We start from the raw sequence: 2,229 nt of genomic DNA on the forward strand, positions 1-2,229 counted from the left end.
GGATCAAGGCTGACCGCCAGACAGACTCCAGCCGCACCGCTTCCGATTGACCCACCAACAGTACGCCCCACCAGTTTTCCATACTCGACATATTGGATACGCTGGCACTCTTCCTCGCGCCCTGTGGCACATGCCTCGGCGATAGTGTCACGGGTCGCGTAGGTGTCCAGCCCAACCCCTACGGCACTGCCGATACTGGTAAGTCGGGAGGCCAGTCCGAGCCTGGCCACCACCTTGGCGACACCATACCCGATGCCTAGAAAAACAGCACAAGGGTTCCACCTGTGAGAAGATAGATTCCGGTCAGAATGAACAAGGGGGCATATAGCCATATCAGTAGGGACTCTAGACGTTTGGGCGGCGAGTTGGCAATAATTAGCTCCAGTTCACGAGCGTAGCGCCGCTGCCCATAACGAGTACGTAACTTGAGCAGCAGCAGAGCGTATTCGATCATTCTCCAGAGAGAGAAAGGCAATCCTGTCAAATGGTAGAACGGCCTCTCAGTCATGCAGCCCACGCCATAGTAACGATCTGCTTCATAAATCTTGAATAAAGACACCACCGCAGCGATGACTAATAACGGAAGTGCAATAACGAGGGCAGTCATTCCGACTATTAATAAGGCTAATTTAGTCATCTCCACTAGTGCTCTCACTATTATTAATGGAGTTGAATAATTCCGATCCAAACTTTCTCCCCACTTGGTCTCCAACTCTTTCGGCAGCGACAACACTACCGCCAAATGCCACGAAGCTACAAGCTACAGCCCCTTTGGGTGTTATCCGAAGCCCTATACAAAGCCGCGTGGCCGGCCCCGACAGTGCTGCTCCAACGGCAGGACCACCAATTGCAGTGGTTAGGGTACGGCCTGTTAACGCTGCATACTCAATGACCTGGGCCTCCCTGCATTCACGCTCACGACCTGTAGTACAGGCTTGCTCAACTTTTCCTCGTGTATCTTGAAGATCAAGACCAACACCAACCACCGAGGCAGCCGAGGTAAGCGCTGTCACCGCCGAGATGCGGTTGATCGCCTCTGAGACGCTCGGTATCTCGAACTGGCGGAAGCCTTGCGTTGCGGTGCGCAGGCTATGCACCGCCTGACTCGCCTCAACGCCGATTCTACGCTTTAGCGCCTCGCCGGTCGCTGGCAGGTTCAGCGGGAGGCGCAACCAGGCGGGTACCTTACCAAACACCAAACAACACACCTGCGAAATATATGGCCGCCGCAAAAATGCCACATAGCATCCACGAGGTGTAGAGCCATACCAGCAGACGTCTTAGTCTCACAGGTGCCTGGTCGATCAGCTCCGGCTTGCCTTTCATATAAAAACACTGCATAAACCGGCTTTTCCTGAATAATATGTTAAAGCCATATCCAGTCATTCTCCATAAGGAAAAGGGCAGTCCCTTGAGATATAGCTGTTCAGGAGACTCCCACGCTCCAAAATAGCGGTCCGCCTCATCGATCTTGAAAAGCGCGACAATGCTGGCGATAAATAATAACGCCAAGCCAAGCAGACCGAAGATACCAGTACCAAACCCTACAATGTTTTCAGCGATTGTCATTGTTATTATCGCCATGTAGTGTTCGATAGAAGAATAACCCTACCTGCTCACCAGCCGGTTCCAGTGCCTTGGCACCCCCATAGGCACCCGCTCCTGCGGCCACCATGCCACATATCACTTTACCGCCGGGATTAAGACTGACCGCCAGACATACGCTACTGCGAGCAGCAGCACCGCCTCCGATTGCCCCACCAAAAGTACGCCCCGTGAGCCTGCCATACTCGACATACTGGATACGCTGGCACTCTTCCTCGCGCCCTGTGGCGCAGGCTTCGGCGATAGTGTCACGGGTCGCGTAGGTATCCAGCCCAACCCCCACGGCGCTGCCGATACTGGTGAGTTTGGCGGCCAGCCCCACGCGCGTTATCGCTTCGGACATTGTGGGTATCTCGAACTGGCGGAAACCTTGCGTCGCGGTGCGCAGGCCGTGCACCGCCTGACTCGCCTCAACGCCGATTCTGCGCTTTAGCGCCTCGCCGGTCGCTGGCAGGTTCAGCGGGCGGCGCAGCCAAGCGGGCACGGAGGAGTCGATACGCCGGAACGCGGCCTCGCGCAGGGCGTGAAACTGTTCCCGTGTCTGGCCTATCGCTGGGTCCAGCGTGCGCTGGTAGAGATTGACCAGATTATCGAGTTCCATCTGCGCCTTGCTGAACAGGTTCT

Annotated in this window: 5 protein-coding genes; all 5 read right to left on the reverse strand. The window is 55.6% G+C overall.

Annotated elements, in window-relative coordinates:
• A partial coding sequence (locus HP566_RS19050; protein WP_249978893.1) for a hypothetical protein occupies window positions 1-233 on the reverse strand: 233 nt, incomplete at its 3' end.
• A gap of 23 nt (window positions 234-256) precedes the next feature.
• Complete coding sequence (locus tag HP566_RS19055) at window positions 257-637, reverse strand: hypothetical protein (RefSeq protein ID WP_249978894.1); 381 nt, start codon at window positions 635-637, stop codon at window positions 257-259.
• Entirely contained in the window at window positions 630-1,196 is a 567-nt protein-coding gene (locus HP566_RS19060) for a hypothetical protein (protein WP_249978895.1), read from the reverse strand. Before HP566_RS19060 ends, HP566_RS19055 begins: the two co-directional genes overlap by 8 nt.
• Window positions 1,186-1,569: a hypothetical protein gene (locus tag HP566_RS19065; RefSeq protein ID WP_249978896.1), complete on the reverse strand. Its 384-nt coding sequence runs from the start codon at window positions 1,567-1,569 to the stop codon at window positions 1,186-1,188. Before HP566_RS19065 ends, HP566_RS19060 begins: the two co-directional genes overlap by 11 nt.
• Window positions 1,556-2,229: hypothetical protein (locus HP566_RS19070; protein ID WP_249978897.1), on the reverse strand; the 674-nt coding region annotated here is incomplete at its 5' end. The genes HP566_RS19065 and HP566_RS19070, both read right to left, overlap by 14 nt.

Origin of the sequence: Vreelandella olivaria, from assembly GCF_023507745.1 — a bacterium.
Classification (GTDB): domain Bacteria; phylum Pseudomonadota; class Gammaproteobacteria; order Pseudomonadales; family Halomonadaceae; genus Vreelandella; species Vreelandella olivaria_A.

What these genes read in the sequence shown, in the direction of transcription:
- HP566_RS19055 (WP_249978894.1), bottom strand. Translation starts at nt 637, where the DNA reads ATGACTAAATTAGCCTTATTAATAGTCGGAATGACTGCCCTCGTTATT.
- HP566_RS19065 (WP_249978896.1), bottom strand. Translation starts at nt 1,569, where the DNA reads ATGACAATCGCTGAAAACATTGTAGGGTTTGGTACTGGTATCTTCGGT.